The organism is Spiroplasma endosymbiont of Megaselia nigra (genome assembly GCF_003987485.1).
GTDB lineage: Bacteria > Bacillota_I > Bacilli_A > Mycoplasmatales > Mycoplasmataceae > Spiroplasma.
Genome location: NZ_RCOO01000043.1, coordinates 1 through 8,696, shown reverse-complemented (window position 1 = coordinate 8,696; position 8,696 = coordinate 1). Strand labels below are relative to the sequence as shown.

At 28.3% G+C, this 8,696-nt stretch carries 9 protein-coding genes and 1 pseudogene; 9 read left to right on the top strand and 1 reads right to left on the bottom strand.

From position 1 onward, the window contains the following. The first annotated feature begins 102 nt into the window (after window positions 1-102). The 5 genes from D9R21_RS08270 to D9R21_RS02950 all read left to right on the top strand — a co-directional run bounded on the left by D9R21_RS08270 (window position 103) and on the right by D9R21_RS02950 (window position 5,496). Window positions 103-1,113 carry a DEAD/DEAH box helicase family protein gene (locus tag D9R21_RS08270; RefSeq protein ID WP_241568708.1) on the top strand — a complete coding sequence of 337 codons (1,011 nt, stop codon included), beginning with the start codon at window positions 103-105 and terminating at the stop codon, window positions 1,111-1,113. Between the two features lie 207 nt (window positions 1,114-1,320). Further along, complete coding sequence (locus tag D9R21_RS08265) at window positions 1,321-1,800, top strand: helicase-related protein (protein ID WP_241568707.1); 480 nt, start codon at window positions 1,321-1,323, stop codon at window positions 1,798-1,800. Next, window positions 1,758-2,600, top strand: a complete 843-nt coding sequence (locus D9R21_RS02960; protein WP_241568706.1) for a hypothetical protein — start codon at window positions 1,758-1,760, stop codon at window positions 2,598-2,600. The genes D9R21_RS08265 and D9R21_RS02960 overlap by 43 nt, the downstream gene beginning before the upstream one ends. A gap of 66 nt (window positions 2,601-2,666) precedes the next feature. After that, a complete protein-coding gene (locus D9R21_RS02955) occupies window positions 2,667-3,605 on the top strand; it encodes a pseudouridine synthase (RefSeq protein ID WP_126821035.1) in 939 nt (312 codons plus the stop codon). Between the two features lie 25 nt (window positions 3,606-3,630). Further along, window positions 3,631-5,496: a transporter gene (locus tag D9R21_RS02950; RefSeq protein WP_126821034.1), complete on the top strand. Its 1,866-nt coding sequence runs from the start codon at window positions 3,631-3,633 to the stop codon at window positions 5,494-5,496. A gap of 20 nt (window positions 5,497-5,516) precedes the next feature. On the opposite strand, the gene D9R21_RS02945 is transcribed toward D9R21_RS02950, so the two are convergent. Continuing rightward, a complete protein-coding gene (locus tag D9R21_RS02945; RefSeq protein WP_126821033.1) occupies window positions 5,517-6,503 on the bottom strand; it encodes an NAD(P)/FAD-dependent oxidoreductase in 987 nt (328 codons plus the stop codon). A gap of 114 nt (window positions 6,504-6,617) precedes the next feature. Here D9R21_RS02945 and tsaE point away from each other — a divergent pair, with 114 nt between their 5' ends. The 4 genes and pseudogenes from tsaE to D9R21_RS02925 all read left to right on the top strand — a co-directional run. Beyond that, the gene (gene tsaE / locus D9R21_RS02940) at window positions 6,618-7,079 is read left to right on the top strand and encodes a tRNA (adenosine(37)-N6)-threonylcarbamoyltransferase complex ATPase subunit type 1 TsaE (protein ID WP_126821032.1); all 462 of its coding nucleotides are present in this window, start codon (window positions 6,618-6,620) and stop codon (window positions 7,077-7,079) included. Between the two features lies 1 nt (window position 7,080). Then, window positions 7,081-7,653, top strand: a complete 573-nt coding sequence (gene tsaB, locus D9R21_RS02935) for a tRNA (adenosine(37)-N6)-threonylcarbamoyltransferase complex dimerization subunit type 1 TsaB (protein WP_126821031.1) — start codon at window positions 7,081-7,083, stop codon at window positions 7,651-7,653. Beyond that, window positions 7,654-8,079: a GNAT family N-acetyltransferase gene (locus D9R21_RS02930; RefSeq protein WP_126821030.1), complete on the top strand. Its 426-nt coding sequence runs from the start codon at window positions 7,654-7,656 to the stop codon at window positions 8,077-8,079. 62 nt (window positions 8,080-8,141) lie between these two features. Further along, window positions 8,142-8,360, top strand: a pseudogene (locus D9R21_RS02925) (YebC/PmpR family DNA-binding transcriptional regulator); the annotation flags it as partial. Window positions 8,361-8,696 lie beyond the last annotated feature (336 nt).

Below are 8,696 nucleotides of genomic sequence, written 5' to 3'. Positions count from 1 at the left end.
TATTTTATTTAATAATTACCAGAAGAGAGATGATAATAAATGGGAGAAAAGTTTTTTACAAATCAAAATCAGCAAAAATTATTAGTTGAATTAAATAATTAAATGTGTACTGCTGATGAAGTATGCTTTGTTTTTCCTTTTATTTCAAAGGCAATTATTAATAAAATTGAAGCATCAATTAAACATTGCTGAATGCAAAAAATTCCAATTCGAATTATTACAACAACTTTTGATGATTTAGCAGAATACAATAATTTATTAGAATTGACCCGTTTAGTAACAACTTATGATAATATCCAAGTCAAAGTTGAAGATAATTTAGAAAAACGAAGTGAACGAATTCATATTAAAGCTTCCCTTTTTAAACGATTCCATGGTATTTCAACCGTAATTCTTGGTTCTTCAAATTTAACTTATAAAGGAATGGTTACTGGGCGAGAATGAAATATTAAGTTAACAACAAAAAATAATCCTAATTTAGTTACGGAAATAATTGATGAATTTGAGCATTTATGAAATGAAGTTTTAGTTGATTTTAATGATGAAATCGCACGTAATCATTTATTAGAACGTATTAGTCAAAATCAATCAATGCGAATTGCAACAATGTTTAATCATACTGCAACTGAAATTTTAACCATTAGAAAATACTTATATGATTTTCAAAAAGCAATTGTGGCAAAATTACAGTATCGTCGTCGTTGTGGTAAACAAGCACATTTAGTAATTATGGCAACGGGAACGGGGAAAACTGTTGTTGCTGCGTTTGATTATTTACACCAATTACAAGAAAATAATCATCAACCCTTGAAGTTGTTGTTTTTGGCTCATCAGAAAGAAATTTTAGACCAAGCCTTACAAACTTTTCACAATGTTTTGATGGATCAAACTTTTGGAGAAGTAATGTATGAGGGCAAAATAATACAGAATCAAAAGCATATCTTTGCAACTATTCAAACCATGGCAAGTCGGTTAGCACAGTTTGCGACAAATCATTTTGATGTGGTTATTTTTGATGAAGCACACCATATTGCTGCTACAACCTTTAACCAAGTTTTTAATTATTTTAAACCACAACAAGTACTTGGATTAACAGCAACACCAGAACGATAAGATGGTAATTCCATTAAAAAATATTTTCTTGATGAATATGCCGAAGAATTACGACTATGAGATGCAGTTAATCAACGTTTATTATGTCCATTTGATTATTATTGTATTGATGATAATACGGTTGATTTAAATGGCGTTAATTTAAACGCTGATAATGAACTTTTTAAAAAGTTAAATACGAATGCTCGAAATGAGTTATTATTAAAAATGATTGATAAATATATTGGCTTATATGCAAAACCAGCTGCCTTAATTTTTTGTGTTACAACTGAACATGCTAAATTGGTAGAAACATTTTTACGAACAAACCATTTACGAGCAGATTACTTAACATCTGAAAATCGTGACCACCGCGCGCAGATTTTACATGAATTTAAAATAGGGCGAATTAATTATTTATGTGTTGTTAATATGTTTAATGAAGGAATTGATGTACCAGAAATTAATACTATTATTTTATTACTACCAACAAATTCAAAAACAGTTTATTTACAACAGCTTGGGCGAGGGCTTCGTAAAACAGAATTAAAAAGTCGCTTAGAAGTTTATGATTTAATTAGTAATATTGATAGCAAATATGATATTACTGTTGGGATTAAAAACTTATATGATCCGAAATTAACATCAATAAAGGGACTATTGCCTTGATTGCGTTATGCTATTATATTGTCATTATTATTAAAATAGCACAACGTCATCGCTTTGAAGTTCGTTATGGATTATCAACAACTTTTCCAAATGATTATGTTATTTTTAATCCGCGAATGTATTTAAACTTTTTAACAAATTCAACAATAATTTTTAGTTTTTTTAACTTTTTAACAACCTTAATTACTTTAATATATGGAATTTTATTAGTCTTAGTGTCATATTTCTTCTGATACGTGTTGAACCGTCAAACAGAAGTTTTAGTTCCACATAAATGATGAAAAGCAACTAACTTTAGTTTCTTTATTACTGTTTTACTAATTCAAAATGGTTATACTTTAATTAAAGCAATGTTTGCAACAAAATTTGGTGTTGATTTAGACTTGATTGTTTCAATTATTATTCCAATTGGGACAATTACTGTTATTATTGCAGTCTTTATCAAAAATATGTTATCAACAAAAGTTACTGGTGTTCGTAATGCTATTAAAACAATTGGAGCAAAAGTGAGTCCTTTTCGAATTTTCTATTATACTGAAAAAGAAAAAGCATTGGAAGACTATGCTTTTGTAACACAATTACCAACATTGGTGAAAAAACCATTATCAAATAATAGCATTACTCGTGAACAAGCTTATGAGTTAATGAAAACAATTGATGAGACAGTCGCTTTCTTCGATAAACATCTTTTGAAAGAAAAAGAAAAAAATTATATGTTATATCATTTATTTAATCAAATTACAGATGTGGCTGAAATTGCAGAAATTAAAGCAAATATCTTAAAAGTTGAAGAAAAACAGAAAACAAAAAATGATAAACATTCTAAAATAATAGTTTAGAATGTTTTTTCTTCGGATAATGGTTAACTTTCATTATATAATTAATACTAGGAAAACGGGGGAAGTATGGAACCAAAAACAGTTGTTACTTTAACAGTTAAAGCAAATGATGTTAATCAAACAATTTTTAATTTTATTAAAAAAATGTTTCAAACAACTCCGTTATCAGTTATTTATAAGTTATTTCGTAATAAAAAAATTAAAGTAAATAACAAAGTAATGAAAGAACGAAATTATAAACTTCAATTAGGAGACCAAATTATTATTTTTGATAAAAATTTAGTTGTAACAGAACGAAACCAGACAGCAACTTATAATAATGTTGCACCATTACCATTACAAGTTGTTTATGAAGATGACAATATTCTTGTTGTTGATAAACCACATGGGGTAGAAATGCACTCAAAGTTTCATACTTCATTAGATGCTATGGTGCAACATTATTTAATCCAAAAAGATGAATATCATCCGCAGGATGAACAGTCATTTATCATTTCCCATGTTCATCGATTAGATAAATTAACACGAGGATTAGTGCTATATGCGAAAAATAAAATTACATTAGATTTGTTATTAGCTAAAATTAACCGAAAAGAATTTATTGAAAAGAAATATTTAGCAAAGTGTGAGGGAATTATTCAAGAAACTGATTTTACCCTTAGTGGTTATTTATATAAAGATGAAGATAAACAAAAAATGGTTTTTACTAAAACAGAGCAACCACATGCTAAAGTAGTTAAAACACATTTTAAAATTCAAGCTCAGATATCAAATGCAACGTGATTGGAAGCAACATTAATAACTGGCCGTAAGCATCAAATTCGGGCTTCATTAAGTTATTTACATCACCCCATTATTAATGATGTTAAATATGGAGCAAAACAAGAAACAAAGAAGTATATGATTGCTTTATATGCAACAACCTTAATCTTTCATCAATTGCCAGATTATTTAAGTTATTTAAATGAAAAAATTATTAAAATTCCAGAAAATATTATAAAATAAAAATATTAGGAACGAGGTGAAGTAATTGTCAACAAGAAGAGGAATTTTTAGTATTTTAATCGGGGCTTTTACTTCGTTAATTGGAACATGTTTTCAATTTACGCTAATGTATTTATTAATTCGTAGTTATGGTTCGCAGTTTAATGGGTTTGTAAAGAATAGCGTTGCAATTGTTGCTTTTTTAGGAACAGTGGAGGGTGGCTTAGGAGCCACTACTGTTATTTTTTTAGTAAAACCATTGTTACAAAAAGATTGAATTAAAGCAAATGAAATGGTTAATACAGCAAAGCATCAATATAAAATATCGGGGTATATTGGTATTATTTTATTAATTGCCATTGCTGTTGGGTATAGTGCTTATATTTATTTATTTGAAAAGAATTTTAGTATTTTACAAAATGATGAAACAATTAGTTATCTGTTATGAAAAATGATTTTAATTGTATTTATTATTGGGTCAAAAAACTTAATTGCATTATTTTGAACGGCAGCATATGAAAACTTAATGCAAGCTGATCAAAATAATCATTTACGTCGTTTAATTTTAATGATTTGTGATTTAATCTCATATTCAATTGTTTTCTACTTAATTTCAATTGCAGTGTATCCTGTTTTTGTCTTTTTAATTTTCTTACTTTATTCTGTTATGAAAGGAAGTTTAGTTTATTTATTTATTAAGTTACATTATCCTTGAGTTCGTATTGCTCGCCAACGCGATAACATGCAACTAGTTAAATCAAGTAATATTGTTGTGTTTAAAAATATTGGCGAAACATTGTTAATTAATGGTGATGTTATTATTACGGCGCTGTTATTAGGGTTACGAATATCATCAACCTTATCGCTATATATGACAATTACGGTTGGAGTTCGTAGCATTACGATGATTTTAATTAATTCCTTCCGTGAGTTTTTTGCCACATGAACAGCAAAAAATGGTCGGGTTGATTGACAGAGTTATATGAAATTTGAAACATACGCTTTTATGATAGCTGGGTTCTTGTTTGTTAACCAGTTTATTTTATCACCATATTTTGTGACAACATTGTATGCGCCACAAATTATTGAACAAATTCGAACTAGTGATTCAAAATTAAATCCATGAACATCACAGGAACGTGAAATTTTTAAAAGCATCTTTTATCAGCCAACCTTTTCCTTATTAGTTGCTTTAAGCTCTGTTTTTATTGTCTTAGCTGAACCTGCAAATGTTTTGGTATATGCTAAAGCAAATTATAAACAAACCGCAATTCCGACTTTCATTATTGGCTGTCTTAACATTGTCTTTTGTTTTTTTAGTGCTTTACTATGACGTTTTGGCTTTAATAATTTAGCAGCTGCATTATATAGTATTTTAATTATTACTTGCTTAATGAGTTTTTTGCGTTTTTTATACTTATGATGTTATAATTGAATATTTTTAACTTATAATAGTAACTTTAAAGGCGTTTTTCGAAATTGAATGATTTTGTTAGTGCCAATGATTATTGCTATTTTAGTTAATTATTTATTTTTATCAAAAACACATAATCCTAATCAAATTTATAATATTGATTTACAGCCAGTTTGAGGATGACAAAAATTATTAAATTTCTTCTTTGGTTTAATCTTTGCTTCCTTGTTTGTTATTTTTGCTAATTCAATCTTTTGAGCACCCGGTTCTGTTCGTGGGATCTTCTTACGGTTACCACTTGTTTATAAAATTTGAACTAAACGCCAAGATAAAATGCGAATTCTACGTCGTAAAAAATATGAAGATGATTTTATTACCTTAACGGAACCAGAAATGCCATATCAAAAAATGTGAGAACGAGAAGAAACTTTACGTAAAAATACGAAAAAAATAGAGAAGGATGAACCAAATAAAGAAATTTATAAGTTAACAGGCTAAAAAAATAAGTTATTCCTAACTTATTTTTTAATATCACTTAAATAACCAGGATGGTATTTTTGACCATGAATAATTTTTGTAATATTATAAAGCGCATTAATAGCTTCACCAAATCCAGTTACCATATTATAATATTTTCCTTCATAATAAGCACTATTTCCAGCCGCAAAGATATGAGGATGACTTGTTTGCCCAGTTGGTGCAATAATAATTTTTCGCATTGGAGTTGTTGTTAAAGTTAATTGTTGCAACATTGTTGGTGCAACTTTTGCTCCATATTGAACAATAAAATAATCAGCTGTAATAGTTAATAGTTTATGTGTTGTTTCATGTTCTAATGTTAAAGCGGTAATTTTATTATCAATTGTCTCAACTGTTTTAACATGATAAGGTTTTAATTCGGTCACCTTATTTTGTTGTAATTTTTGGACATTGTTTTCTTTAGCTCGGTATAATGTTCGACGATGGATAATTGTAACATCTTTACTAATGTTATCTTCAATCAAATGATTTGCCCAATCAACAGCACTATCACCACCACCAAGAATAACAATTTTCTTGTTTGTTAAAAGGGTTGGGTTTTTAACAGCGTATCATAAGTTTTCATATTCCTGGTGAGGGTCAAGATGTTCTAGGTGAATGGGGGTAAAAACACCATTTCCACTTGTAATTAAAATTGTTTTAACTGTAAATGTTTGATTAGTTGTTAAAGTAATAGTAAATCCATCAGTTGTTGTAAGGATATTACTAATGTTAGTTTTACCAATGTATGTTATTTGCCCCGTATTTTTTTTTGCTTGGTTAATTAAATTCTCAATAAATGTTTTAGTTTTGATTTCACCAAATCCGGGCATATCATATAATGATTTTTCTGGATATAATTCTCATGGTTGTCCACCAGGACTATCATTTCCTTCAATTATATAGCCACTTAATCCTAACATGCCAGCACAACTCCAAGCATATAATCCAACCGGCCCAGCCCCAATAATTAAAATATCTTTCATTTATTTATAACAACCTTTCTAATTTTTCTGCACTTTAATTATTACATATTTTTCTAAAAGTCTAGCACAATAATTAATTCCTAGATATAATTAGTAAAAGAGAGTGGGATATTGATGAAAATAATTGTTAAAAATGAGATAGCAACAAAACTTTTAGCTGAAAAAATTGCTCCGTTTTTACATCCTAATTTATGCTTATTATTAGATGGAACGTTAGCCGCTGGGAAAACAACTTTTACAAAATATTTATTAAAATGGTTAGGGGTAACTACTCCCGTTACTTCACCAACGTTTTTAATTATGCAACAGTATGGGACAAATCAGCAGGTTATTATTAATCATATGGATTGCTATCGATTGTTAGGTTTAGAACAAGAAGAAGAGTGAGAAATGTATTTTGAACATTTTTCTGATAGTATTAATATTATTGAATGACCAGCGGGAATTAGTAACCAGTTAAGTTCAAAGTACGAGATAATTAAAATTACCATTAAGATAATTAATGAGGATGAACGAATTTTTACGATTAAAACCAACAATAAAAATTTACAAAGCGCATTAGGAAAAGAGGGATAAGATGTTAAATCTATTTATTGATACTAGTACTGATTTTTTAATTTTAATTTTAGAAAAAGAACAAAAAATCATTGGTCAAGTTCACCAAAACCATGCTCGTCGTCATACTGAAGCAACATTACCAACAATTACCCAGTTATTAGGTCAGCATCAATTAAAATTAAAAGACATTAATAATTTTTATTTAACAACTGGTCCAGGTAGTTATACTGGTGTTCGGATTCCAATGACAATTGTGAAAACAGTTAAAGTAATTAATCCGGCGATTAATGTTTATACAATTAATACATTACTTTATCAGGCGGGGCTAGATAATGTTGTTTCAATGCTTGATGCGCGGAGTGGAAAACGGTATTTTGCGGTAATTAGTAATGGTGTAGAAGTGATTCCAAGGCAAGTTCTTGATTATGAAACTTGTATTGAAATTACAAAGCAATTTCCAGGTTATGATTTTCGTTATGATTTACAAGAAATTGATTTTGTTCAAAATTATCTTGTTCTAAAAAAACATTTTACATTAGTTGAAGATATTTTTGCTTTAGAGCCACAGTATTTAAAAAAGGATTGAAGTTAAATGGTTATTTTAAAACCAGTTAATAATAGTGATGCTTTATTATTATTTTTATTAGAACAAGAAAATTATCCACATAATTATTATAAATATCGTAATTTAATTCAAATGATTAATAACACAAATTATCTTGTTTATAAATTAATTGTCAAAAATAATCTCTATGGTTATTTTATTTTAATGCATAGTGGGGATGATTTTGAATTAATACGCTTAACGGTTAAAAAGCGTCATCACCATCAAAGTTATGGTCAACAAATGTTAAAATATATTCTAACACATTTTTCATATCAACAAATTTTTTTAGAAGTAAATGAACATAATTTGGTTGCTCAACAATTATATTTAAAGCACGGGTTTAAGATTATTCGAACAATTGCTCAATATTATGGTGCAGAAAATGGATACTTAATGGTTTATCATCACTAACTTTATTTAATTTTAACGGTATAATATATAAGAAAAAATTAGGTGGTAAAGGAAAGAAAAAAATGGGAAGAGCATTTGAAGTTCGCAAGCAGTCAATGGCAGCAACAGCTGCGAAAAAAGCAGTATTATATAATCGTGTTGCTCGAGAAATTTATTTAGCAGCACGCGAAGGAAGTGCTGATCCCAATGCTAATTTAGCATTACGGAATGCAATTGATAAAGCAAAATCAAAACAAGTTCCACGTGATGTTATTGAACGTGCGATTAAAAAAGCAAGTGGATAGAGTGCACCCCAAAAAGTAAGTATTAGTAAAAAAGGTTTATAAACTTTTATTTATTATATCCTTTTCTTTGCGGCTTGAATATCATTTATTTCATTTTTTAACATCATTAATATATTCATCATGCGATAAGTAAATATTGTTATGAATTGTTGCTTTTTTTTAATAAAGAATGAAAAACAAGACTGCACCCCAAAAAGTAAGTAAAATTAAAAAAGAACTTTACTAAACTTTTAGAGGAGGTGCATTTTTTAATGGCAGGAAAAGAACAAAAATTTAAAACATATACTGCAGAATTTCGAAAAAATACAGTAAAAGAAATTGAACAAACATCGC